Source organism: Frankia sp. BMG5.23 (genome assembly GCF_000685765.2).
Lineage (GTDB): Bacteria > Actinomycetota > Actinomycetes > Frankiales > Frankiaceae > Frankia > Frankia casuarinae.
On the sequence record NZ_JDWE01000021.1, the window covers coordinates 40,599 to 66,788 of the forward strand.

Sequence of the window (26,190 nt, forward strand, 5' to 3'; positions counted from 1 at the left end):
CTGATCCACCGGCACACCGCAACCCGCCTTCGTGCTGGCCCGCGCGCCCCGCGCCCCACGGCTCCCACGCGCGCCCAGTCATCCCCTGAACAGAAAGGCGATCCGCCATGACCGTTGATGCCCCGCCCGCATCGGTGGCAACGCATGTACCGCTACTGACCGAGGCCGAAACCCCGCCCGACCCACCGGTCACGAACCCGCTGCGAGGCAACCCCGGCATCGTCGGCATCCCGATTACCATCGCTGGCGCGCTCGGACTCGGCTTGGTCGACGCCGGCTACGTGCCCGCCGAGGCCGCCGCCGCCGGCATCCCGACCATCCTCGCCGCAACCTCGATCGGGCTGCTGCTGGCTACCGTCTGGGCCGCCGCGCTCGGGCAAAATGCCTCGGCTAGCCTGTTCGCCGTTTTTTTCGGCTTCTACGCCAGCTACGCCGCACTCGCCCTCGGACTCGGGCACAACTGGTACGGCATCCCCGATGCCCAGATCGTGCACACGCAAGCCATCTGGCTGATCTGCTGGCTGGTCACCATTGCCATGCTCACTCTGGTCACCATACGGCTACCTTGGAGCTTCACCCTGCTCCTCGGCCTGGTCGACGTCGCCCTCGTCCTGCTGCTCGTCGGCACCCTGGAGGCCAACACCACCTTCATCCATCTCGGCGGGTACGTGGTCTTCGCCTTCGTTGCCGTCGCCGTCTACCTGTATGTCGATCTTATGTGGAGCGAGACCGGTGGCCGTGGACTTCCTCTCGGTAAGCCTCTCGTATCTTGACTCGGTCGCTGTAACAAAGTTGCATCACAGCGTCTCTTCTTGATACAAGAGTTACACAGACGTTCTGGTTGACCGGCTCCTCGGAGGCTCACGTTGCTGACCGATTCCCTTGACCTCACGACCTGGCAGGCCAGTGGCGTTCTTCTCATGGACGGCTTCCTTGGCCCGGAGCGCCTGCGGGAGGTGCGACGCTGGGTCGATGAGATCGAGGCCCTGCCGGGCCGCGAGGACGGTCTGCTGCAGTACGACGAGACCACCGGGGACGGATTCTCGGTGCGGTGCCGCACCGAGAACATCGTGCCCTTCCATGACGGCATGCGTGCCTTGCTCACCCGGGGCACGCTGCTCGACATTGCCAGCATGTTGCTCGGCGAGCCCGCCGTCCTCTACAAAGAAAAGATCAACTATAAGGAACCCGGCGGCGCCGGGTTCGCCCCACACCAGGACGCGCCCGCCTACCCCTTTGTCCGGTCCACCATCACCTGCATGATCGCTATCGACGATTCCACCACCGACAATGGCTGCCTGGACGTTGTCGAAGGCATGCACCACGAGCCGCTCCCCACCGACGATGTCGGCTGCATCCCCGCCAGTCTCGCCGAGACCCTCCTCTGGAAACCCGTCCCCGTCCGCGCTGGGTCGTTGCTCTGGTTCAACTGGTACGTCCCGCACCGCTCCGGAGTCAACACCTCACCACATCGTCGCCGGGCCATCTACCTCACCTACAACGCAGCCTCCGACGGTGACCACCGCCACCACTACTACCAGGAAAAGCAGCACCGCCTAGCCGCCGGCACCGACCGAATCAGCCTCATCGGCCACTTCACCGGCGACAGCCACGTCAGCGCCCGGGGCGCCGAGGAATCTGCATGAATACCGACCGGCTCCTCCACGGCACCTTCACTGGCGCGGACGAGTTCTGCGATGAACTGTTCGCCTACCTCACCGCCGTTGGCCAAAGTCAATACGACGAAACCGTCACCCAACTCGAACACGCCCGGCAAACCGCCGCCCTCGCCGAAGCCGACGGCTATGACCAGGCCGCGCAGGTCGCCGCGCTGCTGCACGATATCGGCCATCTCCTCCTCGACGAACACGACGCGCACCACAATTTCCTCGCCGAAGACCTCCATCACGAAATCGTCGGAGCACGCTACCTGACCCGATGGTTCGGCCCCGATATCGGCGCTCCGGTCGCGCTGCACGTCAAAGCCAAGCGCTATCTCGTGGCCACCGACCCCGCCTACGCCAACAGCCTGTCCGTAGCCTCCACCCGAAGCCTACGCGTCCAAGGCGGCCCGATGACTGGCAGAGAAGTCGATGCCTTCCTTTGCCTGCCACATGCCGACCTCGCCATCGCGTTGCGTCGATGGGACGACAACGCCAAGCGAGCCGGCGTCGCGGTACCGGAACTTGACCATTGGCGTCCGGCTGTCTGCCGGCTGGTCAATGAGGCTTCCGCGGTGGTTTGACAGGCGGGTATGGCCCCTGACCGCCCGTCATCCGTGAAGGCGAGGAACGCGTACTGTTCTGTGCGGGTCAGGCCCGTGCCGCGGGCGATACTCGTGCCCGCCGACGCGGAAGTCCAGCTCGTGATGGGCTGTCCCCGGCTCGTTGGGTAGATGGAACCAGCGCTTTCGTATTGCGAAGTCAGCGAAATCGGCCAAGATATGACTTGGCGCTGCCGCCAGGTGCGGGCCAGGGTGAACAACCCGTGAATGAGGGGTGAGCCTGCCGCCGTTGATACGGTGTCGCTGTCCGCTTCGCCGGTGAACTCGGCAAGGGTCGCGCCAAAGTCGGCGCACACGCCGCGCATCGTCCGTTCGCAGGCGTCGAGCATCGCCTCATCGAACACGCCACGCCGGTACTTCGTCTGGACCCGGCTGTTACGGGGCGAGTTCGTCGGCACGCCCACTCGCTCGGCGCGGGCGGCCCTGGTAGGAGGCGCGGTAGGCGGACGGCGTGTTGGCGGCGTCGCGGGCGAGGTGGATCCGCAGGTTGGCGGCGGTCCCCAGTCCGCAACGGGCGGCGATCCGATCCACCGGCAGGTCGGTCACCTCGAGCAGCAGCCGCGCCTCGGCGATCCGGTGGGCGAGCAGCCACTGCCTGGGCGTGACGCCGTACTCGGCGATGAAGCGCCGGGCGAACGTGCGCGTCGCGTAGCCAGCGTGGCCGGCGAGATCAGCGACGGACAGTGGCTCGGCGAGCCGTTCCAGCGCCCAGTCGCAGGTCGCGGCCAGCCTGCCAGGACCGCCAGAGCCGGGCTTTGGACCGGGCACCGGGCGGCGTAACAGCTGGGCTTGGCCGCCTGCGCGATGGGGCGCCACCACCAGCCGGCGGGCGACGCGGGTGGCGACGGCACTGCCGAGGTCGCGCCGCAGTATGTGCAGACACAGGTCGATCCCCGCGCACACTCCGGCGCTGGTGAGGATCCGCTCCCCGTCGACGTAGAGAACGTTCGGGTCCACCTGCACCGTCGGATGGCGGGCGGCGAGGTCGCCCGCGTCCTCCCAGTGGGTGGTGGCCCGCTGACCGTCGAGTAGCCCGGCGGCAGCGAGGGCGAACGCTCCGGTGCACACCGACATCAGTCTGACGCCGCGGTCGGCAGCCGCGCGCAGCGCGTCGAGCACCCCTGGTGCGGGTGTGACCAGTGGGGCGTACCCGGGGACGACGACGGTGTCAGCGGCATCCAGCGCGGCGAGCCCGTGCGCCACCTCCAAGGCGAAGCCGGTGGTGGTGGGCAGCGAGCCAGGCTGCTCCGTGCACAGCGTGAACGTGTAATGCTCGGCCAGGTCCAGGTGGCCGAACACCTGGGCCGGGATCGCGAGGTCCATCGCGACGGTGGCCGGGACCGCGAGGGCCACCACGGCGTGGCGAGTGGCCGTTTCCTTATGCAGCACGGCAGAACAGCCTATTCCGCTGCGCACTCGGCGCCCGGCACTCTGGCCTCGTGTCCAGCAAGCCGCTGCCCCGCCGGGCCGACCCGAAGGATGCGGACCCGATGACGACTCGAGACGCCGCCGACGCACCTGAAGTCGCGTCCCCTGCTGGTCGTAGCCGGCGGAACACGGCGCTGATTTTCGCCGCGACGCTCGCGTTCACGCTGTCGCTGGCCGGGTCGGCGTTGAAGAACACGATTCAAGTGGACTTCTCGCCGATCGCAGTGGACCTTGGTGTCAGCCGCGGGACGTTCGCCTGGTCGACGACGGTCTTCGCTGTGGTCATCGCGGTGGCGAGCCCGGTCGTCGGGGTGCTGGCCGATCGGTTCGGCGGCGCGGCCGTGCTGGTCAGCGGAACGGTGCTCGCCGGTGCCGCCTTCCTGATCTGCGCGGCGGCGCCGGGGGTGTCGCTGTTCGCGTCCGTCTACGGCGTGCTCGGCGCCTTCGCCTTCACGATGCTCTCGTACGTTCCATTGGGAAAGCTTGCCAGCGAGCTGTTCACCGCCCGCGGGGAGGGCCTGGCGTACGCGGTCATGACGAACGGCCCGGCTGTCGGGTTCATCGTGCTGGTGCCGCTGTGGGTGTGGCTCGGCGCGTTCGCGTCCTGGCGGGCCGTCTTCGTCGTCGCCGGTCTGTCGATGCTCCTCGTGCTGACCCCACTTGCGCTGCTGCTGTATCGGCTGTCCGGCCAGGACGAGCCGGCGCCTACGGCGACGCCGGGCACACCCGGGACCGCGGACGACGCGCGGCTCGGCTTCGGGGACCGGTTGCGGCTGGCAGCCGCCAACCCTGTGTTCCTGGCGCTGACCGTCGCGTTCACCGGCTGTGGGATCACGATGGCGTTTGTCGACGTTCACCTGGTCACCGATCTGCACGAACATGGCATGAGCCCGGGTGTCGTCAGTGGCACCCTCGCCATGCTGGGCGTCTTCGAGATCCTTGGCTCACTGGCCGCCGGCCGAAGGTGTGACCGGGGCCGGGTCCGGCAGACCCTGCTTGTCGGTTACGCGCTGCGCGGCGGGGCGATGGTGCTCGTCGCCTTCGACGCGACCGTAACCGCCTCGCTGGCCTTCGGGGTCATCTTCGGGGCGAGCTATCTGGCGACGGTGGTCGCGACCACGCTGTGGATTGGCCGGGTGCTGCCCGAGGGCGCCCGGGCCACCGGCCTCGGTCTGCTGTGGACGCTGCACAGCATCGGCGCCGCTCTCTCCAGCCAGCTGGGCGCGCTGGTCGCCGACTCGTACAACTCCTATACGCAGGTCGCGATGGGCGAGGCGCTGCTGGTCGGGGTGTCGTTCCTGCTGATCGCCCGGCTGCCCGCGCCACGCCCGGCGGCCGTCCCCGCCGGCGCTTCCCGGCAATGAGCGGTCTGCGTGGCACCCTGTCGAGCCCTGGAAAAACCGGGATCACACGCCGTGGCGTTTCGGGCCGGGCCGCCGACTTATGGTCTCCAGCAACACCCGCTTCTCCGGCGTCAGCATGATCGGGAATCGGTGCCCGGCGAGCCGGGCAAGCACCGCGGCCAGCTTCGTCACGGCGTTGTCCGGGGCGCCGGCGGACCAGGTAGCCGGCACCGAGGGCTCCGCGCACCGAGTACCTGCTCATCGAACTGGCCTGGCGCCTGCGGGGCTGTCGGCTGCGGGTTCATCGGGCGCGGGCCCCGGCAGGCCTGGTCGCTGCGAACGCCCGGGCCAGATCGGCGACGATGTCCTCGACGTCCTCCAGGCCGACCGATAGGCGCAGCAGGCCGTCGGTGACGCCGGCGGAGTCGCGCTGTGCCGGCGTGAGCCGGCCGTGGGTGGTGCTTGCCGGATGGGTGATCATCGACTTGGTGTCCCCGATGTTTGTCGTGTTCGACACGAGCTCAAGCCGGTCGACAAACGACCAGCTGGCCTGCTGGCCGCCGTACAGCTCGAAGCTGATCACTCCGCCGTGCCCGGACTGTTGGGCGGCTACCAGCTCCCGCTGCGGGTGATCCGCGCTGCCGGTGTAGTGCACCGCCCGTACGTCCGGTTGGTCGGCTAGCCAGGCAGCCACCACCGCCGTGTTGGCGTCGTGCGCCCGCATCCGCACCGGCAGCGTCTCCAGGCTCTTCAGGAAGATCCACGCGTTGAACGGGCTGAGGCTCGGGCCCGCGGTGCGCAGCACACCGTGCAGCTCGGAGATCAGGCCCGCGCGGCCGGCGACAACGCCGCCGCCGCAGCGGCCCTGACCGTCGATGTACTTGCCGGCGGAGTGCAGAACGAGGTCTGCGCCAAACACGATCGGTTGCTGGAACACCGGGGTGCACAGGGTGTTGTCGACCAGCAGCAGCGCGCCGGCGGCATGTGCGAGCTCTGCGAGGTACCTGATGTCGGCCACGGCCATTACCGGGTTCGTGGGGCTCTCAACGACGAGCATCCTGGTCTGCGCACGCATTGCGCGCGCCCAGGCGGCCGGGTCGGTCACCGGAACGACGGTCGTCATGACGCCGAACCGGTCCAGATAGTGAGCATAGAGCCGGGTCGTGGTGCCGAAGACACCCTCCGCAAGCAGGACATGGTCCCCGCCGCGCAGCAGCCCGAGCGACACCGCCAAGAATGCGGCCATCCCGGACGCGGTCGCTACGGCGGACTCGGCACCCTCCAGCCGCGCGACGCGCTCCTCGAACGCGCGCACCGTCGGGTTCGTGAACCGGACGTAGACGTTGCCGGGGCGCCGCTGCGCGAACTTCTCCGCCGCGTCGTGCGAGTCGTCGAACAGGTAGCTCGACGTGAGTACCAGCGCCTCGCTGTGCTGGTCGTCAACGGACTGGCGATGGCCGGCACGCACCGCCTCCGTCGCCAGTCCGCGGCGGGTGCCGGAGGCCGTACGGTTGGAGGACGGAGGCGTCATGCGGGCAGCAGCCGTCCGGCCAGGTATTCCTGGTAGATGCCCTCGTACATGCCGTAGAACAGCTCGCAGGTATGCGCTACGGCGTAGAGCGCCTCCTGCTGCATCTGCTCCGTCGTGCACAGGTCTGCGACGAGGTCGAGGCCCTGCTGAGTGTGGGTGATGTCCTCGACCTGGTGCACCGAGAAGAACAGCAGGTCCCTCGGCTCGAGCCCGTACACCCGACCGAACAGGATGTCGCGGCTCTCGCTGCCTAGCTTCTCCAGGTTCTGCCCCTCGCTCGCGATGGTGACCGCGGCGGCACCGACGTGATAGCGATCCGGATCCTTCACCGCCGCGAGCCGGTAGTCGATCAGCTCCTGGGTCGTCGGCAGCGCGACGGCGGCATCCCGGGTCTCGTCGTCGATCCCGATCGCTAGCAGGAAGTCCTGCATCAGCTTGACGTGGTTCCGCGTCTTCGAGATCCGCCCGGTCTCCTCCTCGTAGAGGTTGTGCAGCAGGCGCCGCTTGTGCCGGGGGAGCGGGCAGTAGAAGAACAGGTGCTCGACGTAGGTAAGGAAGTGCTTGGTGAGCTGGTAGCCCTGTAGCGCTACCTGCTGGAGGAAACGCGGCTGAGGGTTGTCCGCGTCCAGTAGAAGCCCGAACACCGGGTGGGCGATGGTGAGGTGCTGGTGCAGGGTCTCCTCCAGGGACGCCCTGAACCTGTCCCGCGGGAGCGTCATCGGCTCGTCCTCTCTGCGATGGCGGCTTGTGGGGTGGTGTGGCGGCGAGTGGGATCGGCACGACGGGCCAGCCGGTCGGCCGTGACGGCCTGTAGCTCGGACACGGCGTGAGTCATGTAAAGGCCGCGGTGGCTGATGCCCCGCACTCGGCTGTAGTCGTCCAGCACGCCGTAGGTGGTGAACCCGAAGCCGCTCCAGACCCGGTGGGCTGGGGAGCCTTCGCGGACGTCGATGAGAACGCGCTCCACCCCGACGTCGGCGAGTCGCTCGCAGACGGCGAACACGAGCTCGATCACCGCACCGGTGCGACGGATCCGGGGACGCAGGTATGCCTTGCTGACCTCGCTGAGATGCCGGCAGTTCGGCATCGAGTTCAGGGCGACGACGCACATCGCGCAGACGCCCTCGTCGTCCTGGCCGAGCAGGACGAGCGCTTCGCCTGTGCCGACCCGACGGGCGAGGTCCTCCGCGAAGCCCACGCCCTGGGCCGGCGTAACCGGCTCGGTGAAGCCGAGGATGCCGTCATCGATCACGCTCGCGGCCAGCATCGAGGCGAGGTCCGTACTGTACGGACGAACATCCGTTGGCCAGGACCAGGTCATCCTGGTGCCGTCCGGCGGCTGGTCGGGTAGGTGGGTCATTGATCCTCCCGGTGGATCCGTCGGCGACCCTGCGGATCCAGTTCGCGGTCATGGCGGTCGCCTCCGCGGTCCACCGCCGGGCGACGTCAGGCAGCGGCCCGACAGTGGGCAGCTGTGTGGCCAGCGTGGGAGAGCGCTGGCTGCGGGCGCGCCGGGCGAACGCGGCGAGCCGCCGGCTTGCGGTATCGGCCAGGTAGCCCTCCGGGATCGGCGGGTACGGCGCGTCAGGGTCCGTGAGGAAGACCCGGACGTCGCGGCGGTACTCCCGCAGCAGCATGTCGGGCAGGTACTCCGGGTGACCTTGGACGAAGACCTGACGGACCCCGTCCTGACTGGTCGCTACCGCCCAGTCAGAGCCACCGGTAAGCAGCTCCAGGCGCACGCCGCAGGCGACGAGTTCGTCACGGTCCACAGTGTTCCATCGGGAATGCGGCATGGTGACGACGTCGGGCAGCCCGACGGTGAGCGGGCCGCGTCGTGCGACGGTCTGATGGTCGAGCACGCCGACCCTCTTGTGTGCCAGTCGGCGGCGCTGCACGCCGCACATCTGGTGGAGGGCTAAATGCGCAGACAGACAGGAGAACACAGTGAAGAAATTCCGTCTCCGGCTGAGGTCGAGAATCCGCTCGATCACCGGATAGCCCGGGTCCTTCTCTGGGTGGGAATTCTGTGGCTGTGCGCCGGTCACCACCAGAGCATCGAATGATGCTATTCGCTGCCAATCGCTTCGTGACCCCGGAAGATGGGGATGGCTGGTCGTCGGGTCGAGGTCCACCACATCGACGTGGACTGCCACTCTGGCGCTGTTCGCCGCGTTTCTTATCAGCCGGTCGAACTGCTGCCCTCCTGTTCCTCGGCCGGTGGCCGCCATGAGGTCAACGACTCCGACACGGAGGGATCCATGAGGTGGCTTCTCCGGCATCTTTCCTTCCCCTGTTCGACCGCAAGAATAGCCCCGCGCCGCTGCTCGCGGCCAGCTGTCGACGTGTCAGTTAGTTGATATAAACATTGCGTGCCGCGCGGTCCTCGCCGCACATCATGACGCACGCATGATGAGAGATGCCATGATCGTTTCCGTCGAACATGTCACCCCACTCACGATGTGGATAGGCGCACCGGTTCTTCGCGCGGGCGGTCTGGTCGCCCGACCGGGTCGGCCTGGCACTCGCCCGCGTCGTCGTCGACCGGCTGCTCCCGGCCGGGCCGCTGACTGTCGTGGTCGATGACACCCTGTTCCACCGGGCGGGGAAGAAGGTGTGGGCCGCCGGCTGGTTCCACGACGGCTCCGCGAAGGGGCAACCGGCAGGTCGGCTTTGGCGACAACTGGGTCATCGTCGGCCTCGTCTTCTCTTGATCACTTGTTGGCTCCCGCGACCCCAGTCGGCCGCCGCGACACCGATCGCCCCAGTTCCGCGTGCGCGCGTAGTTGATATCGATTTCAGGATCAACCTTCCGTAAACAGAAATGACCGGCACGCGTCTCGCTATGGTCGACCAGTTTTCGATCATCTGCGACTCGATCGACGCCAAGACCAGGATCGACGAAGGTGGATGAAGTGAACGATAGGCAAAATCAAGATCTGTTAATTAAGTGGCACTAGCGGAGGTCTGCGGTCCAAATTTCCCTCTTGCTCCACAATGGGGAGCCTACACCCAGCCTTCATGAACTCTCAAGCCCTTTGGCTGAAGGTGCGGAAATTTGTTGGCAAGCAGTCCGGGCGGTCGCGGTAGGGACCGTCCTTGCCCTCTCTGTCGGGGTTGAGTGAGACACCCTCGTGGGTGTGAGCTGGCTACGGAGGGCGTGATCGGAGATCCATGATGTTCATGGAGCCTGAGTCGCAGGAGGCTCCGGCCGGGTCACCGCAGGCGCGGGACCCGGCGCCGCGTCCGTCGCGGCGGGTGTTCAGCACGGCGTACAAGCTGCGGATCGTCGCGGAGTACGAGAACGCCCCGCACGGCGAGAAGGGTGCGATCCTGCGCCGGGAGGGTTTGTTCTCCTCGCATGTGGTGGAGCGGACCCGGGCACGTGACGCGGGGGCGCTGGGAAGAGCAGGCGTCCCGGCCCGCGCTCCGGGGAAGAATCCGGGGAAGTCGGCGGAACAGATCGAGTTGGAGCGTCTGCGCCGCGAGAACGAACGGTTGAAAGCGAAACTTGCGACGGCAGAAACCGCGCTGGCTTTTATGGGAAAAGCACGCGCTCTCTCTTGCGGCAGGTCTCCGAGAGAGCGGACTCCGAGTACCGGATCGTCCGGGCGGCGGGGCAGACCAGGGAACGCCGTGCGCAGGCGACCCACCCGCCGCGGGTCCGCCCCGAGCTGTCCGCGACCGGACCGTCACAGGTCTGGTCGCGGGATATCACCGCGTTGAAAGGACCCGAGAAAGGCGTCTGGTACCGGCTGTACGTCATCATCGATATCTACTCCCGGTATGTGACCGGCTGGCTTGTCGCTGCCGCCGAGGACGCGGTGGTCGCGAAGGATTTCCTTCTACCCCGTCCCCGACGGCTGGCCCCGGCGGTTACTGTCCCGCGGCCGGCACCCCCGCCGGCTGCGTCGGGTCGTCGGTCTCGGCTGGGTGGGTGTCGGCGGTCCGTGCGCTGTCGGCGGCCCGCGACTGGCCGGGCGGGCGCAGGACGAACAGGGCGACGAGGACGGCCGCGGCGACCAGGGCCGCGCTCACCGCGTAGGCGAGGTGGAACCCGCCGGTGAGGGCGGTGGTGGTGCTCCTGCCGTGGTCGAGCAGCGAGTCGGTGCGGGAGGCGGCAAGGGTGGCCAGGATCGCGGTGCCGAGCGCGGCGCCGATCTGCTGGGTGGTGTTGGCCACCCCGGATGCGACGCCGGCCTCGGCGGGGTCGGAGACCGCCATCGCCTGGCCGATCAGTGCGGGCATCGCCGCGCCGAAACCGATACCCAGCAGGACGAACACCGGGGCGATGTCGCTCGCGTAGCTGCCGTCAGCCGGTAGCCGGGCCAACAGTAGGAGCGCCGCGGCGACCAGCAGCAGCCCGACGACGATCACCGGCCTGGGGCCGAACCGGGTGTTCAGCGGCGACGCGAGGCCCAGCGAGACGGCCGCGATGGTTAGCGGGGCCGGCAGGAACGCCAGCCCGGTGCGCAGCGCGTTGTAGCCGAGCACGTCCTGCAGGTACAGGGCGGTGCAGAACTGGTAGCCGAACAGGCCGGCCACCATCAGGGTCAGGATGATGTTCGCTCCCCCGACCGCGCGGGAGCGGAAGATGCGCAGCGGCAGCAGTGGCTTGGCCGCTCTGGCCTGGCGGCCCACGAAGGCGGCGAGCAGGAGCAGCGAGGCGGCGAGCGACCCCAGCGTCCCGCCGTCGCTCCAGCCGTCCGCCCCGCCCCGGACGACGGTGTAGACGCCGAGCATCAGCCCGGCGGTCACCAGCCCGGCGCCGAGAACGTCCGCGCTCTCGCGCAGCCCGAGCCCGGCGATCGGGGGCAGCACCCACAGGGCGAGCACCACCGCGAGGACACCCAGCGGCACGTTGACGTAGAAGACCCACGGCCAGCTGAGACTCTTGGTCAGCACGCCGCCGAGGATGAGCCCGATCGATGAGCCGGCCGCGGCGACGAAGGCGTAGCAGGCCAGTGCCTTGGCCCGCTCCCGGCTGTCAGGGAAGATCGTGACTATCATGCCGAGTGCCACCGCGGAGGCCAGCGCCCCCCCGGCGCCCTGCAGGAAGCGGAACGTGATCAGGAGGCCGCCGGTGTTGGCCAGGCCGCAGGCCAGCGAGGCTGCCGTGAACAGGCCGAGCCCCCCGATGAAGACGGGCCGGCCGCCCAGCAGGTCACCCAGCCGCCCGGACAGCAGCAGCAGGCCAGCAAAGGCGATCAGGTATCCGTTCACAACCCAGGCCAGGTTCGCCTGGGAGAAGCCGAGGTCCTGCTGGATGGTCGGCAGCGCGACCGTAACGATCGAGCTGTCCAGGATGGCCATCAGGTTGCTGGTGCAGAGCACCCCGAGGGCGAGCCAGCGGGACGGGAGCGCCGGGGGCGGGGCCGGGGGAGTTGAGTCGGTCAACAGTCTTCCTTGACGTCGAGGAGGCCGGACGGGCCGCGGCGGCGGGCCGGTCGCGGCCGCCAGCCAGGTGCGGCGGTTCCAGCCGCCGCATGGGGCATGCCTTGTTACGGAAGCCATCATGTGTGACTGTGGGAGTGGCCGGAAGGAGGCACTTTCATGTTTCAGGGGAACAGCGATGTGATCGACTCCCCCGGCCACGAGGCCGAGGCCTGCACCGTCTTGGAGGTGCTGAACCGGATCAGTGGCAAGTGGGCCATCGGCATCCTGCTGCGGATCAGCGACGGACCGGTCCGGTTCACCGAGCTGCAGCGGTCGATCAGCGGCATCAGCCGGCGGATGCTCACCCTCACACTGCGTAACCTGGAACGTGATGGGCTGCTGACGCGGGTCGTCTACCCCACGGTGCCGCCGAAGGTCGAGTACCAGGCCACCGATATGGCCCGGGAGCTGTATGCCACGCTGCGGACACTCACATCGTGGGCCGAACGGCACCGCGACGACATCGCCGTGGCCCGCGCGGCCTACGACCGCAACCACGGCCCCCAGGGTGGGGTCGAGTAGAGCACCCTGGAGGCCATGATGCGAAGATGCATCCGAGTATGACGTTGGGTGACTGTCGCTGGGCTGGAGCGATCCCGTCCGGATGCCAGTCCTGGAACAGGGCAGCCCGTACACCATGCGCCAGTGCCCGTACTGGGCGGGAACGTCCCGCTACGGTGCCCCGGTCCGCGTCCGCCACCGAATTCCGTCGATCAACTGCCGGCGTGTCCACGTCGGCGGCTGACCCGGTCTCTTCCTCATGCCGATACGCCGGACCACGGGAATAGCGGCGTCTGGTTGGATGTCACGGAGGTTTCCGACCGGGGCTCCGCCTGTCGTCGCCGGCGGCCCGACCGATCAGTCGGACACAGCGAGTTCGCCGAGCTCCGACCAGTCGTCCTGCTCCAGAACCGTGTTCACGATGCGCGGCGTCTCGGCGAGGTACTTCGGCAGTGTCTGCCGGGCGGCCCTGAAGTGGTCGGACTGGACGTGCGCGGCTCCGGCGTCGCCATCCTGGAATGCCTCGACCAGTACGTACTCGGTCGGGCTCTCAATGTTGCGGGACCAGTCGAACCATTTGCAGCCCGGCTCAGCGCGGGTCGCCTCGGTGAACGCCCGTGAGATCTCCGGCCACTGGTCGGCATACTCCGGCTTGATCCGGAACTTGGCGGTGATAAAGATCATTATAGACCCTTTCCGAGCTCATGGCTCTTGCTGTGGGCGACGGACCGCCTGGGGTACCGAGCTCCAATGACTGTCTCCACACCATCGACGACGGGTGGCCCCCACGCTCGGCACCTCGCCCATGGTCGTAGCAGTCACAGCCGCCACGGGCAGTCTCGATTTGAGAAATTTCGGGGTCTGCCGCGGGTTCGTGATCAGGGCTCGATGCGCTGGGTGGCAGGGACGCTGGGTGGCAGGGACGCCGTAGGGCAGCCGAGGTGTCACGACGCAGTGTGGGCGAATGTATACTTGTCAGACTTTCCTTGTCCGGGGAGGGCAGGCAATGAGTCTTGAGGGGCGTCCCACCGGCGCGGAGGTAGCGGGGAGCCGCGGCGGACCTGGCCAGGGGCCGGCCGTGGCAGGCAGCCCGGTCCTGCGCTACGCGATGGCGCGGGATGCGTCGCACTATCACCTGGTGCCCTCCGCGGTGGAACGTGTTGCCGGCGTGGGCGATGTGGCGGGGCTGTTTGCGAGATGCCGGCGGAGTGGTTCGTACCTGACGTTCCGCTCGGGCGGAACGAGCCTCAGCGGCCAGGGCGTCACCGACGGGATCCTGGTCGACGTGCGACACGGTTTTCAGTCGGCCGAGGTGCTCGACGGTGGTCACCGTTTGCGCGCCGAGCCTGGCGTGACCGTCCGTGCGGCCAACGCGCGGCTGCGTCCGTACGGGCGGAAGCTCGGCCCCGACCCAGCGAGTGAGGTCGCCTGCACCCTGGGTGGAGTCATTGCCAATAATTCCAGCGGAATGGCCTGCGGCACCGGGCAGAACGCCTACCAGACGCTTGAGGCGATGACCGTGGTGCTACCCAGCGGATCCGTGATTGACACCGGTGCGCCGGACGCGGATGAACGGCTGCGCGCACTGGAACCCGATCTGTATGCGGGCTTGCTGCGGCTCCGCGAGCGGATCTGCCGCAACCCGGCGTCCGTGGCGACGCTGCGTCGGCAGTTCTCAATGAAGAACACGATGGGCTACAGTCTCAACTCGTTTCTCGACTACGAGCGTCCCGTCGAGATCCTGGCCCATCTGATGGTCGGTAGCGAAGGCACGCTCGGGTTCGTCGCCTCGGCCACGTTCCGGACGGTGGAGCTCTTTCCCCACGCCTCGACCGGCTTGGCGGTGTTTCGTGACCTCGCCACCGCGACCGCCGCGTTGCCCGAGCTGGTCGACGTGGGGTTCGCGACGATCGAACTGATGGACGCTCGGTCCCTTGCCGTTGCGCAGACCCTCGGCGCGACACCGGCTGAGATCGGCTCGCTGGAGGTGCGTGACCATGTTGCGCTCCTGGTGGAGCTGCAGGCAGCGACCACCGAGGAGCTTGCCGACAAGGTGTCCGGGGCCGGCGGCGTGTGCGATGGGCTCGAGATCGAGTCGCCCCTGGAGTTGACCTCGGACCCGTGGCGCCGAAAGGACCTGTGGCATGTGCGCAAGGGTCTCTATACGGCCGTCGCGGGAGCGCGCCAGGCGGGGACCACGGCGTTGCTGGAGGATGTGGCGGTTCCGGTGCCGCACCTGCGGGCAGCGTGCCAGGAACTCACGAAGCTGTTCGACGCGCACGGCTATCAGAACAGTGTCATCTTCGGCCATGCCAAGGACGGCAATATCCATTTTATGCTCACCGAGACCTTCCGGGATCCCGCGCGGTTGGAACGCTACCACGCATTCACCGAGAAAATGGTTGAGCTGGTGCTCGAGCACAAGGGGACGCTCAAGGCGGAGCATGGCACCGGCCGGATCATGGCGGGGTATGTCCGTCGCCAGTACGGCGATGAACTGTATGACGTCATGACGGAGGTGAAGCGGCTGTTCGACCCGCTGGGAATCCTCAACCCGGGGGTCGTGCTGTCCGACGATCCTCGCTCCTATCTGCGCAATCTCAAGGATGTGCCGACGGTCGGCTACGGCGCGGACATGTGCGTGGAGTGCGGGTACTGCGAACCGGTCTGCCCGAGCCGGACGCTGACCCTGACTCCTCGGCAGCGGATCGCCCTGCTGCGGGAGCGTGAGGCCGCGCGGCGGGAGGGAGACGAGGGGCTCGCCGATGAGCTGTCCGCGGCCTACCGCTATGACGTGGTCGACACCTGCGCGGTCGACGGTATGTGCCAGACCGCTTGCCCTGTGCAGATCAACACCGGATCACTCGTGCGAGAGCTGCGCGCCGAGAGGGTGAACAAGGCCGAGGACGCGCTGTGGCGCTCGGCGGCCCGCCACTGGGGGGCGACCACCACACTGGCTGGGAAGGCGCTTTCTGCCGCCGCCGCACTGCCGCCGACGTTGCCGACAGCCGCGGCCTCCCTGGCCCGCAGAACGTTGGGCACCGACAGGATGCCTCAGTATGACGCCTCGCTGCCCCGCGGTGGGTACCGGCGCCGGGCGGTCGCGGCTGCCGCAGAGGCGTGCACCGTGTACTTCCCGGCGTGCGTCGGGGCCATGTTCGGCTCGTCGTCATCCAGCGGCGGGGTCATGCCCGCGATGCTGACGCTGTGCGCGCGTGCCGGGGTAGCGGTACGGGTACCCAGGGGTATCGCGTCGATGTGTTGCGGTATGCCGTGGAAGTCGAAGGGTCTCAGGGGTGGCCACGAGGTCATCGGGGCCAAGGTCCTGCCGGCGCTGCTCGCGGCGACTGACGGCGGCCGCCTGCCGGTCGTGTGCGACGCGGCGTCATGTACAGAAGGTCTGGAGGAGCTTCGCGCCGAGGCAAAGCGGCTTGGCGGCGCCTACGAGGCACTTCGTTTCGTGGACGCGCTCGAATTCGTGCGCGCCGAAGTCGTGGGCCGCCTCTCGGTGACCCGCCGGGTGGCGTCCCTGGTACTGCACCCTACGTGCTCGACCGAGCGGCGGGGCACCACGACTTTACTCAGGGAACTCGCCGAGCTGGTCAGCGACGAGGTGGTCGTGCCGCTGGACTGGAATTGCTGCGCGTTCGCCGGTGATCGCGGACTTCTGCATCCCGAGCTGACTGCGGCGGCGACGCTGAACGAGGCACGTGAGGTCAACTCCCGCGCCTTCGAGGTGCATGCGTCGGCCAACCGGACCTGCGAGATCGGAATGTCACGCGCAACGGGGCGCGAATACGTCCACATTGTCGAGGCGCTGGAGTACGCGACTCGCCCGATCCGTGATTCTGCCCATCCAGGCGGTGCCGGCTGAGAACGTGACGTGTCGGAGAACGCCGATCGACGACTTCCCGTGACCTTGATGGATGCGCGACCCGAGCGAACGTGTCACCCGCGCGCCGTCGCGGCTTCGTACGCGAAGTCCGCCTCCGGGCCCGGTTCGGCGCCGAAAGCGCCCGCGAGTCTCTCTCGCGCGCGGGAGAGGTGTTTGTGGAGTAAGATCGTTGCCGCGTCCTGATCGCCGGTCACGATCAGCTCAAGCAGGCGAGCGTGCTCGCCGTAGATTGATTCCGCGCTCAGCAGCGCCCGACCCTGCACCTGCGACATGCACAGCCGGACTTCACCGGCGAGTTTGTGGTACATGCCGCTGATGCGGGGGCTGGACATCGAGTCGACGAGGCTGATGTGAAACCGCATGTCGGGCTCGACGATCGCGATCTGAGGGCCATTGATCACCGACTTGATCTCGTCATTGGCCATCTGGGCCTGCGCGGGAACGCGGCGGGCCGCGGCGAGCAGCCGGAGTGGCTCGCGCTCGAGGCAGTAGCGCGTGTTGTAGATGTCGCGAACGTCGTCCGGGCCGAGCTCGGGGACCCGGGCGACCTTGTGACTGCCGCGGACAAGGAGACCGGCCGCGACCAGCTTCTCGATTGCCGCCTTCGCGGTCGGGCGAGCGACATCGTACTGGGTGGCGACGCCTACTTCGGTCAGCGCCTGGTTGCTGCCGATAGTGCCGCTGAACAGCTCGGTGCGAAGATTTTCGACCACCGCGTCTATGAGCGATACCGGCTGTACAGGGCGGCGCATCACCCAGTCACCTTCCAGTACATGCGAGTCAGGCGGGTTGGTGACCCTCATGGAATCAACACGAGCTAGCCGAGATTACAACCGTCGGTCGTCGTAGCCCCGCGCGGTCTCGACCTCGGTGGGCGCACCTCACGGCGGGCCGCATCGGCCAGCAGCGCCGTGAACCGGACCAACCCATGAGGGCCGGGGCCTGTCAGGGCTGAACCGCCCCGGGCTCTTGAGAGCCCGGGGCGGTTCACCCGCCCACGTGAGCCGCGTTCTCAGGTATTCAGCTCCGGGGTGTCGTGGGTCGGGGTGAGCTCGGGGGTGGCGTGGTAGTCGACCGCGCCGGCCGCCTGCGGGTAGTGCAGGTCGAAGGCGGGCCGCTCGGAGCAGATCCGCGGTAGCGAGGTGAAGTTGTGCCGCGGCGGTGGGCAGGACGTCGCCCATTCCAGCGAGTTGCCGAAGCCCCACGGGTCGTCCACCGTCACGATCCGACCCTTCCGGTACGACCACCACAGGTTGTACAGCAGCGGCAGGGTCGACAGCGCAAGCAGGGAGCTGCCAGCGGTGGCGATGGTGTTCAGCGTGGTGAAGCCGTCGTCCGGGCCGTAGTCGGCGTATCGGCGCGGCATGCCCTTGACGCCGAGCCAGTGATCCACCAGGAAGGTCAGGTGGAAGCCGAAGAACATCGTCCAGAAGTGCACCTTCGCGAGCCGCTCGTTCAACATCCGGCCGGTGACCTTCGGGAACCAGAAGTACACCCCGCCGAAGCCGGCGAACAACAGGCCGGCGACGACGTAGTGGAAGTGGCCGACGACGAAGTAGCTGTCCGAGACGTGGAAGTCGATCGGCGGGCTGGCCAGCAGTACCCCGGTCAGACCACCGAACAGGAACGTCACCAGGAAGCCGACGGCGAACAACATCGGCGCCTCGAAGGTGAGCTGTCCGCGCCACATCGTGCCAATCCAGTTGAAGAACTTGACCCCGGTTGGCACCGCGATCAGGAACGTCAGGAAAGCGAAGAACGGCAGCAGCGCCGCGCCGGTGACGTACATGTGATGCGCCCACACGGCGATCGCCAACGCCCCGATGCCGATGGTCGCGTAGACCAGTCCCTTGTAGCCGAACAACGGCTTGCGGGAGAACACCGGGATGATCTCCGTTATCATCCCGAAGAAGGGCAGGGCGATGATGTACACCTCGGGATGCCCGAAGAACCAGAACAGGTGTTGCCAGAGGACTGCGCCGCCGTTACCCGGGTCGAAGATGTGCGCGCCGAACCGGCGGTCGAACTCCAGGGCGAGCAGCGCGGCCGCGAGCACCGGGAAGGCGACCAGAACCAGGATCGAGGTCACCAGCAGGTTCCAGCAGAAGATCGGCAGCCGGAACATCGTCATGCCGGGCGCCCGCAGGCAAAGGATTGTCGTGATGAAGTTGACCGCGCCCAGGATGGTACCCAGACCGGAGACGGTCAGACCCAGCACCCACAGGTCACTGCCGATGCCCGGCGAGTAGGCAGCGTTCGACAGCGGCGTATAGGCGAACCAGCCGAAGGAGGCGGCGCCGTTCGGCGTAAGGAAGCCCGCGGTGACCGTCAGGCTGCCGAACAGGAACAGCCAGAACGACAACGCGTTCAGCCGTGGAAAGGCCACGTCAGGCGAGCCGATCTGCAGCGGGATCAGGTAGTTCGCGAACGCGAACGCGATCGGCGTCGCGAACATCAGCAGCATCAGCGTGCCGTGCATCGTGAACACCTGATTGTACTGCTCGTTCGACAGGTACTGCAGGCCCGGTCGGGCGAGCTCGGCCCGGATGAGCATCGCCAGGATTCCAGCGAACGCGAAGAATACCAGCGAGGTCATGAAGTACAGCAGCGCGATGTCCTTGTGCGACGTCGTCCGCAGGTACTGCGCCAGGGTTTTCACAACCCTGGGCGGGAGCTCGCCCGCCGGCGGGTCCGTGTGCCCGGCCGGCCTATCGTGCACAAGTGTCACATTCCGCTCCCGATGGTGTTGCCGCTGCCAGCGGTGGTGCGCGCGGCCCCGGCGTCGGGTGTCACGACCGCCGCCGGGCAGCCAACAGTGAATGTGTCATTACCGTCGGCGCGGACGGGTCCGCCGAATAGACGGCCCCACGCCGCGCGGCTCGGCGCACCGGCCGAGGAACCTGCCGGCACTAGTCACGTTATCCGCGCATCGGCCGCCGCGGCCCGGTCTGACGTCCTACATCCAGAGGCACTCCGGCACCCGGAGCGGGCGCAGAACGTCCTGCCCAGGCGGGTCCACCATTGGTGGAATCACCTTCTCGGCCGAGGCCGCCGCCACAGCGAAGGCCGCCCTGGCCACCAGTATGAGCGGCCGGGGCATCGCGTTCGGCATCCCGGTGGATCTCCCCGAGCTCCGTGCGCCACTCGTCGAGGTAGCGCAGGCCTCCGGGAAAGCCTCAGCCCGAAGCCGGCGGAGGTGAATCCCCGCCTGGTACCTGCGGTCCGCGTCGCGCAGGAAGGCGGTCCACCCAGTGGACCGACGCCTTACGCGACGCAGATCGCGAGCGTACTTTTGGGCGACGGGCTCTCGCGCGAACACCGCGAACACCGCGAACACCGCGAACACCGCAACGTCGCATTCCCCAATGGCCGGGCCCCGAACATTCCCATCACCACAGTCCAACATTCCCGCTATCACAGGAGGAAGACATGTCCCTCGTCAGACGGATCCTCGTCATGCTGCTCGCGACGGCGGCAGCGGCGATCACCGTGGCCGGGCTCGGAACCACCGCCGCGTCCGCGGCCCCCGCCTGCAACCCGAAGCTGGCACCCTACGGACTCATCGGCGCACGCTGGAACCAGCTCGGCGGCCCCCGCAGTTACCTGGCCTGTCCGACCAGCGGCGAGCGCGACGTCTACTTCACCAACGGTGAATGGGCTGGCCGGCGGCAGAGGTTTCAGGGTGGGGAAATCACCTGGTCTCCCCGACAGGGGAAGCGGATGGTGATCACTGCGTGGGAGGCGAACGGTTACGCCCACGTGAGTTGGGGGCCCACCGACCCGTACCACTACGACAAGTTCATCGTCCGCTGGACCGCGTACGGCAACACCTGGCAGCGGGACGTGACCGGAGGGACATCCGGGCAGTTCCGCGTCGTGAGTGAGACCAACGGCGGCTACCAGTTCCTCATCGAGGGCTGTGACAACGGCGGCATCGGCGGGTCGAAGTGCCGCCAGGGCTGGACCCTGCCCACAGCCACCCGCCGTTAGCCACCGCAGGCCGCTGCCGGGCCGCGTGTCCGCGCCCATTGCCGTGTCCGCGCCCATTGCCGTGTCCGCGCCCATACAAACACCTGTGCTTCGATTGATGTCCTCCGGGTATCCGTCGACTTTGCTTGATGATCGAACGCGAAACTGCTCGGGCACTCCCGCCGGACGTCGGCTTCACGACATCGGGGAGCCGCATGAAGTCGTGAGACCAGCCGATCAAGTCTGGATAAAATCCGACGGAAGGCGAGGTTTTCCTCACTCAGGCAGCTACGTCATCGGGGGTGACCGGATGTCCGGATCCGGCGGACTGGTGGCGCGAACGCGCTCGCGTGGACCTGACGAGTGCACGGCCGAGGGGGCCCATGACCGGGCCCAGGACCGGACCAACTCGGCTGGCTCACCACAGGCGGCAGGTTCCGCCGAGCCCGCCGAGCCCGCCGAGCATAGTGCGGCACCGCGCGCCGCTGCCGCTCGCGGGCCGGCGGCGCCCCGGGGACGCGGGGTACTCGAAGGCGCCTTCGACATTCTCGACGCTCTGTCCTGGTTCGACTCCGTCGGCCTGTCGGAACTCGCCAGGACCGCCGGGCTGCCCAAGACGACGGTACATCGGCTGGTCGAGCAGATGTGCGCGCTCGGGGTAGTCGATCGGGACAGCGGCGGCTACCGGATCGGCTCCGGCCTGCGCCGGCTGGCAGCCCCGGACCGTTCCCTGCACCGGCTGGCACGGATCGCCCGAGACCCGGTCGCCTCGCTCAGCGCGGCCACCCGTACGGCGATCGCCTTGGTCGTCCTGCGGGAGAGGCGGCTGGTGCTGGCCACCAGCGCCGCTGGGGACCGTGGGATCGACCTGCGGGGCAGCACGAGTTCGCTACGGCTCGACACCGCCGCCGGCCAGATGCTGCTTGCCTGCCAGCCGGAGCTGGTGCCGCCGCCCTCGATGTCCGAGCGGGAGTGGAAGCGGGCCCGTGCTGTCATCCGGCGCGAGGAGGCGGCGTTCGACCAGCAGGATCTTGTGGATGGGATCTGCTGCGTGTCGGTGCCGGTGCGTAGCCGTGACGGGGTTGTGGTGGCCGCGCTCACCGCCTTGGTAGTGGCCCAGCGCATCCCCGCCGGCCTGGTCGGGCGGATCCGGCACGCCGCGGGGCGGCTTGGCGGACGCCTCACCGGTCCGTTGGAGGGGCGTCCGCTTCCGTGTGGCGCGACTGACGACAAGCGGGCACGAGGCCGGCTGGTCCTGGTCGAGGACCGGTCGGACGTCCCCGGCGGGCAGGGACCGGGCGTAGCCTAGACTCGGACAGGTTCGGTAACCAGGGCTCCGGCAAAGTTGCTGGTTAGCAACTGAAGTTCATGATTGTCTGTAGGGGTCGTTCGGGGCGGCTGGCGTGGTGGCGGAGCGCCTGGGGGCGGGACCGTCACCGGCCAGCCCCCCGCTGTCCGGCGTGCAACCAGCCATCGAAGGGATCGCCATCCCGGGCGATCTCGCGGCGGCGATCATCCGCGCGCTCGCCCAGCTCGGCGGGCAAGCCGCGTATGCCGTCCGGTCCAGTGCGACGGCAGAGGACCTGCCGTCGGCCTCCTTCGCCGGCCAACAGGACACGTACCTGAACGTCGTGGGGCCGGCGGCGATCCTCCAGCACGTCAGCCGGTGCTGGGCCTCGCTGTTCACCGAGCGGGCCGTGACCTACCGCCAGCGCAACGTTGCCGGCCCCGAGGTCTTCGCGCTCGACGAACTGGGCAAGATCACCCTTGCCGCCCACGGTGACCATCGCACCGCCGTCACCGACAACAGCGCCGGCATGTTCGCCGCCGCCTCGGGCGACGCCCTCATCGCCAAGGACGGCGCCGCCATCGCCAGGACCACCTATCGAGAGTGGCTCGCGCGCTGACTCGGCCGGGGCGTGCACGACATCCGTCGTGTGGGACCCGGCCGGAATCCTTGTAGATTCACGTGGTCGACGACCGGCGTTTCCGGCGGGCTACTCCACCACCGCTACCGGTTCGCGCTGCGGGGCCGCCGGCTGGGCGTTCGCGGGGCCGTGCGCCACGGTGGCAGCGGGGCGGCCGGGGAGGAAGAGGCTGGCGACGAAGCCGACGGCGGTCAGGGCGACGACCCACCAGAACGTCACGCCGAACGCCTCGGCGACCTTGTCGGCGACAGGGCCGGGAAGCTTCACCCCCGCCGACTCGGCGAGCGCACCCTCGCCACCGACGCCCGGCAGCCGGCTGGCGATGGCGTGCTGCAGTTCGACGGCGACCAGCGCGGTGGCCAGCGACCCGCCGACCCGCTGCAGGATGTTCAGCGTCGTGGTCGCGCGCGGCACCGCCGCCTGCCCGAGCGTCGCATAGGCGGCGCCCATCGCGGGCATCATCGTCGCCCCGAAGCCCAGACCGCGCACGAACAGCGAGAACGCCAGCAGCACCTCATTGGTGTGCGCGTCGACCTGGGTGAACAGCAGCGTGCCGAGCAGGGCGAGGACCATGCCGAGCGGGACGACCGACCGGGCGCCGCGGCGGTCGGAGACCCGTCCCGCGATCGCCATGGAGATCATTGCGCCCAGTCCCTGTGGCGCCATGAGCAGGCCGGCGTCACTGGCGCTCTGCCCGCGCGCGACCTGGTAGTAGAGCGGAAGCAGGAACATCGCACCGAACAGCATGGCGCCGATCACGAAGGTCGTGACGCTCGCGATGCTGAACACCCGGTCGCCGAACAGCCGCATGTCGAGCAGGGCGCCGTCGCGGCGCAGGGCGTGCACGACGAAGCCGGCCAGCAGCACTACGCCGACGGCGATGCTGACCTGCACCTTCGCAGCCCCGAAGCCGCCGCCGTTGCCCGCCTCGGACAGGCCGTAGACGAGCGCCGCCAGCCCCGGCGAGATCAGCGCCAGGCCGGGCAGGTCGAGCCGGTGGTGCGCCGAGCCGCGGTCATCGCGTGGCAGCACCCGCCAGGACAGGAACAGGGCGAGCACGCCGATCGGCACGTTCACGTAGAAGATCCAGCGCCAGCTGAGGTGGTCGACGATCAGTCCGCCGATGACCGGGCCGAGCACCGGCGCGATGAGCATCGGGACGCCGATGATGCTCATGACCCGGCCGATCCGCTGCGGGCCCGCGGCCTGGGCGAGCAGGGTCATGCAGATCGGCATGATCATGCCGCCGCCGAGGCCCTGCAGGACCCGGAAGGCGATCAGCGTCCCTGCCGACCAGGCGAGGCCGCACAGGGCACTGCCGGCGACGAACAGCGCCAGCGAGATGTTCCACATCCGCGTCGCGCCGAACCGCTCGACCGACCAGCCGGCCAGCGGGATCACGACGGCCAGCGCCAGCAGATAACCGGTGGTGACCCAGGAGATCGTGGACAGCGACGTGTGGAACTCGTTACCGAGCGCGTGGATGGCGACCGAGACGATCGTCGTGTCGAGGATCACCATGATCGCGCCGAGCATCACTGTGGCGGACAGTCGGATCAGCGCCGGGTCCAGCTTGGCGGCCGAGGCGGGCCCGGGCGCGGCGGTGGCGGGCGGCGAGGCCGCGTTGGGTTGGTCAGGCACGTTGATCTCCGTGGCAAAGGCGGCAGACGCCGGGGGCGGTCGGTCGCGTTCGGACCTGCGGCGACCGGACGGGACAAAGCTGGTCGCCGCCCAGCATCCGACGCTCGTTGAGTTGTGTCAAATATATCGTCGTGACAACGAGACGTTCGCGGCGGCTTGCCGATACGATCGACGCATGATCGAAGCCGCTCGGGAGGCCGCCGGGGAGGCGACTGCCCGAGATGCGACCGCCCGGGACGCGGGCACTCGCGAGGCGGGCACTCGCGAGGCGACAGCTCGCGAGGCGTGGCGCGCCATGCTGGCGCTGACCTTCAGCGGCGAGGCGCCCAGCCGGATGCACACCGTCTGCCAGGCGTTTGATCTCACGCCGGCCGCTTTGAAGATCCTTCTGGTGCTGTCGGGGGGCCCGCGCCCGATGCGCGAGCTCGTCGAGATGTTCCGCCACGACCCGAGCTACCTGACCAGCGTCGTCGACCTGCTCGAGCGCCGCGGCGTCGCCCGGCGCGAGCCGCACCCGACCGACCGGCGGGCCAAGACGGTCGCGATGACCGAGGAGGGCCGACGCGTTCTGGCCCAGGCCCAGGAGATGCTGTCCGTTCCCCCGGCGTCGCTGCAGGTGCTCTCGCCGGATGAGCAGCAGCAGCTGCTGCGCCTGCTCATCCGCGTCGTCGACGCGGAGCCCACTATTCCCACGGCGCTGCGCCCGCGTCCCGTCACGTCCCCATCTGACTGATCGGTTACGCTTCTGCTCCTACTGACCGAGTGACCCCGTCTTCGCTGTCCACAAAAGCGGGATCGTTCCACTGGCGGCGGCGGTCGCCTCGTCGGCAGCGGCCTGGGTGACCGGGCTGGTGAGATGGCTGGGCATGATCTGAGAGATCATCGTGCCGCCGCCGTGGCCGGCCCGCGGACGACCGAGCAGCGCTGGTTCAGAACTCGTACTTCTGCTTGAGCTCGGCGAGCGTGTCGAGGAAGCCGTCCAGGTGTTCGTCGGACAGCCGGTTGTTCACCATCAGCCGGATCACGGTCTGGTTCTTGTTCACCGCCGGGTAGCCGAACATCGGTACCAGATACCCGCGATCGAGGAAGTCCTGCCGGACGCGTACGGCGGTGTGGTTCGAGCCCACCGAGATCGATGTGACGTAGGTCGGCGTGGCGTTGATGGTGCAGCCGATCCCGAGCAGTCGCTCCCGCAGCCGGTCGACTCGGTCGAGGTAGCGTTCCATCACGGACGGGTCTTGTCTCATCCGGCGCAGCACATGGACGATGGCGCCGGCGGTCGGCGGCTGAATGTTGGTGGTGAACACCGACGTGCCCGACAGGAAGCGGAACGCATCAAGAGCGTCGGCCGGTCCCGCGAGGGCGCCACCGCCCAAGCCGATGGACTTGCCGAACGACACCATCAGGAAAGTCGCCCGGCGCAGCTCCTCGTATTCAGCGGCGAACCGGTGGCCGCCGTTGCCGTAGACCATGAAGCCGTTCGCGTCGTCGACGAAGCTGACCGCGCCGAACTCGTCGCACAGGTCGAGGATCTCGCCGACCGGAGCCATCGAGCCGTCGGAGTACACGGTCAAGAATCCGACAACGACCCGCCGGCCGCGGAGGTTTTCCAGCACCTGCCTGAGATCGGCAATGTCATTGTGGCGGAAGTTGATCAGGTTACGTCCGAACTTGAATCGTTCAACGGCCTTCCACATGCTCCAGTGGCTGTCCCGGTCGAGCACGAACACCGTGTCGGCGTTGTCCACGCCGGGCTGGTCGTTGAACGAGAACCTGGCGCTCATCGCGTGCACGAACCCGACGTTGGCCAGCAGCCCGGTGGCGTAGGTGAGCGCCTTCTGCCGGCCGGTGATCTCGGCGACCAGCGCCTCCAGTTCCAGGTGTGGCCGGGCGACGCCCTGAACCACTCGGGAGCCGCCGACGACCAGGCCATAGTTCATCGCCGTCTCGACGAAGACGTTGCGCACGTCCGGGTCGTGTTGCCATCCGAGGATGCCGATGCCGGCGAAGTTGACCACTTTTCTGCCGTTGATGCTTATGACCGCGTCGTTGCGGTCGTCAAGCTCGGGAGTCGCGATCAGTTCACCGCTTCGCCTCGCGCTTTCGACCCATTCGGAGAAACCCCAGCGGGCCAGCGCCGGCTCCGCGGACAAGGCAGTCATGATCGTCCCTCATTTCGGCGAGTTAGGCCCAGGAGTGTTGGCGTCTTCTCGTTGCTCGGTGGTGGAAGGGCA

At 68.1% G+C, this 26,190-nt stretch carries 22 protein-coding genes and 2 pseudogenes; 12 read left to right on the forward strand and 12 right to left on the reverse strand.

Features of this window, described 5'->3' with window-relative positions; translation table 11 throughout:
- Nucleotides 1–107 precede the first annotated feature (107 nt).
- The 3 genes from BMG523DRAFT_RS11780 (at nt 108) to BMG523DRAFT_RS11790 (ending at nt 2,245) form a co-directional block, all read left to right on the forward strand.
- Entirely contained in the window at nt 108–773 is a 666-nt protein-coding gene (locus BMG523DRAFT_RS11780) for a GPR1/FUN34/YaaH family transporter (RefSeq protein WP_011436424.1), read from the forward strand.
- 93 nt (nt 774–866) lie between these two features.
- Entirely contained in the window at nt 867–1,646 is a 780-nt protein-coding gene (locus BMG523DRAFT_RS11785; protein WP_011436425.1) for a phytanoyl-CoA dioxygenase family protein, read from the forward strand.
- Entirely contained in the window at nt 1,643–2,245 is a 603-nt protein-coding gene (locus tag BMG523DRAFT_RS11790) for a phosphonate degradation HD-domain oxygenase (protein WP_043591172.1), read from the forward strand. Before BMG523DRAFT_RS11785 ends, BMG523DRAFT_RS11790 begins: the two co-directional genes overlap by 4 nt.
- A gap of 414 nt (nt 2,246–2,659) precedes the next feature.
- Here the strand turns inward: BMG523DRAFT_RS11790 and BMG523DRAFT_RS11795 are convergent, their stop codons facing one another.
- On the reverse strand, nt 2,660–3,673 hold the full coding sequence (locus BMG523DRAFT_RS11795) for a GlxA family transcriptional regulator (protein ID WP_023841230.1): 1,014 nt from the start codon (nt 3,671–3,673) through the stop codon (nt 2,660–2,662).
- Nucleotides 3,674–3,774: 101 nt separating this feature from the next.
- Between BMG523DRAFT_RS11795 and BMG523DRAFT_RS11800 the strand changes: the two genes are divergently transcribed.
- Nucleotides 3,775–5,076, forward strand: a complete 1,302-nt coding sequence (locus BMG523DRAFT_RS11800; RefSeq protein WP_011436428.1) for an MFS transporter — start codon at nt 3,775–3,777, stop codon at nt 5,074–5,076.
- Between the two features lie 42 nt (nt 5,077–5,118).
- Here the strand turns inward: BMG523DRAFT_RS11800 and BMG523DRAFT_RS25295 are convergent, their stop codons facing one another.
- The 5 genes from BMG523DRAFT_RS25295 to BMG523DRAFT_RS23060 form a co-directional block, all read right to left on the reverse strand.
- The gene (locus BMG523DRAFT_RS25295) at nt 5,119–5,286 is read right to left on the reverse strand and encodes a hypothetical protein (protein WP_157858559.1); all 168 of its coding nucleotides are present in this window, start codon (nt 5,284–5,286) and stop codon (nt 5,119–5,121) included.
- 70 nt (nt 5,287–5,356) lie between these two features.
- Nucleotides 5,357–6,586, reverse strand: a complete 1,230-nt coding sequence (locus tag BMG523DRAFT_RS11805; RefSeq protein WP_011436429.1) for an O-succinylhomoserine sulfhydrylase — start codon at nt 6,584–6,586, stop codon at nt 5,357–5,359.
- Nucleotides 6,583–7,305 carry a TenA family transcriptional regulator gene (locus BMG523DRAFT_RS11810; protein ID WP_011436430.1) on the reverse strand — a complete coding sequence of 241 codons (723 nt, stop codon included), beginning with the start codon at nt 7,303–7,305 and terminating at the stop codon, nt 6,583–6,585. Before BMG523DRAFT_RS11810 ends, BMG523DRAFT_RS11805 begins: the two co-directional genes overlap by 4 nt.
- Nucleotides 7,302–7,853 carry a hypothetical protein gene (locus BMG523DRAFT_RS11815; RefSeq protein WP_023841229.1) on the reverse strand — a complete coding sequence of 184 codons (552 nt, stop codon included), beginning with the start codon at nt 7,851–7,853 and terminating at the stop codon, nt 7,302–7,304. Before BMG523DRAFT_RS11815 ends, BMG523DRAFT_RS11810 begins: the two co-directional genes overlap by 4 nt.
- Nucleotides 7,828–8,868, reverse strand: coding sequence for a homoserine O-succinyltransferase (locus BMG523DRAFT_RS23060; protein ID WP_011436432.1), 1,041 nt, complete (start codon nt 8,866–8,868; stop codon nt 7,828–7,830). The genes BMG523DRAFT_RS11815 and BMG523DRAFT_RS23060 overlap by 26 nt, the downstream gene beginning before the upstream one ends.
- Nucleotides 8,869–9,104: 236 nt before the next feature.
- Here BMG523DRAFT_RS23060 and BMG523DRAFT_RS26460 point away from each other — a divergent pair, with 236 nt between their 5' ends.
- Entirely contained in the window at nt 9,105–9,404 is a 300-nt protein-coding gene (locus BMG523DRAFT_RS26460; protein ID WP_083771072.1) for a hypothetical protein, read from the forward strand.
- A gap of 772 nt (nt 9,405–10,176) precedes the next feature.
- A pseudogene (locus tag BMG523DRAFT_RS26465) lies at nt 10,177–10,422 on the forward strand (DDE-type integrase/transposase/recombinase); the annotation flags it as partial.
- Between the two features lie 40 nt (nt 10,423–10,462).
- Here the strand turns inward: BMG523DRAFT_RS26465 and BMG523DRAFT_RS11830 are convergent.
- Nucleotides 10,463–11,983: a DHA2 family efflux MFS transporter permease subunit gene (locus BMG523DRAFT_RS11830; protein WP_083494811.1), complete on the reverse strand. Its 1,521-nt coding sequence runs from the start codon at nt 11,981–11,983 to the stop codon at nt 10,463–10,465.
- A gap of 156 nt (nt 11,984–12,139) precedes the next feature.
- On the opposite strand from BMG523DRAFT_RS11830, the gene BMG523DRAFT_RS11835 reads away from it, so the two are divergent.
- Nucleotides 12,140–12,544, forward strand: a complete 405-nt coding sequence (locus BMG523DRAFT_RS11835; protein WP_011436436.1) for a helix-turn-helix domain-containing protein — start codon at nt 12,140–12,142, stop codon at nt 12,542–12,544.
- Between the two features lie 336 nt (nt 12,545–12,880).
- Here BMG523DRAFT_RS11835 and BMG523DRAFT_RS11840 read toward each other — a convergent pair whose 3' ends face one another.
- On the reverse strand, nt 12,881–13,207 hold the full coding sequence (locus tag BMG523DRAFT_RS11840; RefSeq protein ID WP_011436437.1) for a putative quinol monooxygenase: 327 nt from the start codon (nt 13,205–13,207) through the stop codon (nt 12,881–12,883).
- A 394-nt stretch (nt 13,208–13,601) separates the two neighbouring features.
- Here BMG523DRAFT_RS11840 and BMG523DRAFT_RS11845 point away from each other — a divergent pair, with 394 nt between their 5' ends.
- The gene (locus BMG523DRAFT_RS11845) at nt 13,602–16,397 is read left to right on the forward strand and encodes an FAD-binding and (Fe-S)-binding domain-containing protein (protein WP_235463102.1); all 2,796 of its coding nucleotides are present in this window, start codon (nt 13,602–13,604) and stop codon (nt 16,395–16,397) included.
- 74 nt (nt 16,398–16,471) lie between these two features.
- Here the strand turns inward: BMG523DRAFT_RS11845 and BMG523DRAFT_RS11850 are convergent, their stop codons facing one another.
- Nucleotides 16,472–17,221, reverse strand: coding sequence for a GntR family transcriptional regulator (locus BMG523DRAFT_RS11850; protein ID WP_198030997.1), 750 nt, complete (start codon nt 17,219–17,221; stop codon nt 16,472–16,474).
- Between the two features lie 209 nt (nt 17,222–17,430).
- Nucleotides 17,431–19,146 (reverse strand): cytochrome c oxidase subunit I, encoded by a 1,716-nt coding sequence (gene ctaD, locus BMG523DRAFT_RS11855; RefSeq protein WP_011436440.1) that lies wholly within the window; start codon nt 19,144–19,146, stop codon nt 17,431–17,433.
- 701 nt (nt 19,147–19,847) lie between these two features.
- Here ctaD and BMG523DRAFT_RS11865 point away from each other — a divergent pair.
- The 3 genes and pseudogenes from BMG523DRAFT_RS11865 to BMG523DRAFT_RS27345 all read left to right on the forward strand — a co-directional run.
- Nucleotides 19,848–20,408 (forward strand): LGFP repeat-containing protein, encoded by a 561-nt coding sequence (locus BMG523DRAFT_RS11865; RefSeq protein WP_011436442.1) that lies wholly within the window; start codon nt 19,848–19,850, stop codon nt 20,406–20,408.
- A 310-nt stretch (nt 20,409–20,718) separates the two neighbouring features.
- Nucleotides 20,719–21,696, forward strand: a complete 978-nt coding sequence (locus tag BMG523DRAFT_RS11870; protein WP_160323715.1) for an IclR family transcriptional regulator — start codon at nt 20,719–20,721, stop codon at nt 21,694–21,696.
- A gap of 163 nt (nt 21,697–21,859) precedes the next feature.
- Nucleotides 21,860–22,105: pseudogene (locus BMG523DRAFT_RS27345) on the forward strand (PEP/pyruvate-binding domain-containing protein); the annotation flags it as partial.
- Nucleotides 22,106–22,384: 279 nt separating this feature from the next.
- Here BMG523DRAFT_RS27345 and BMG523DRAFT_RS11880 read toward each other — a convergent pair.
- Complete coding sequence (locus tag BMG523DRAFT_RS11880; protein WP_011436445.1) at nt 22,385–23,956, reverse strand: DHA2 family efflux MFS transporter permease subunit; 1,572 nt, start codon at nt 23,954–23,956, stop codon at nt 22,385–22,387.
- 175 nt (nt 23,957–24,131) lie between these two features.
- Between BMG523DRAFT_RS11880 and BMG523DRAFT_RS11885 the strand changes: the two genes are divergently transcribed.
- A complete protein-coding gene (locus BMG523DRAFT_RS11885; RefSeq protein WP_035732334.1) occupies nt 24,132–24,689 on the forward strand; it encodes a MarR family winged helix-turn-helix transcriptional regulator in 558 nt (185 codons plus the stop codon).
- A gap of 196 nt (nt 24,690–24,885) precedes the next feature.
- Here BMG523DRAFT_RS11885 and BMG523DRAFT_RS11890 read toward each other — a convergent pair whose 3' ends face one another.
- On the reverse strand, nt 24,886–26,118 hold the full coding sequence (locus tag BMG523DRAFT_RS11890; RefSeq protein ID WP_011436447.1) for a pyridoxal phosphate-dependent aminotransferase family protein: 1,233 nt from the start codon (nt 26,116–26,118) through the stop codon (nt 24,886–24,888).
- Nucleotides 26,119–26,190 lie beyond the last annotated feature (72 nt).